This window comes from Methylobacterium sp. D48H (assembly GCF_053345715.1).
Window position 1 is genome coordinate 1 of sequence record NZ_JBKFAP010000154.1, and the last position, 306, is coordinate 306.

The 306-nt window shown below is 75.5% G+C and carries 1 pseudogene; it reads left to right on the forward strand.

The annotated features are described in order from the left end of the window. Positions 1-306: pseudogene (locus ACLBX8_RS31915) on the forward strand (VOC family protein); the annotation flags it as partial.

Genomic DNA, 306 nt, shown 5'->3' on the forward strand with positions numbered 1-306 from the left:
GCCGATCCCGCGGCGACCGACCCGTTCTTCCAGCACCTCGCGATCCCGGTCCGCGACATGGGAGCCGCGGCCGCGCGACTGGCACGGCTCGCCCCGACGCCGATCAGCCGCGGCGGGCCGCAGCGCCTGCCGGCCTCCACGGGGGGCGTGACCGCCTACAAGTTCCGCGACCCCGACGGGCATCCCCTGGAGCTGATCTTCTTCCCCGACGGCCCCGCGACCGCCCGCTGGCGCGACCCGCCGGGCCTGTTCCTGGGGATCGATCACTCGGCGATCACCGTCACCGACCTCGACGCCACCCTGGCC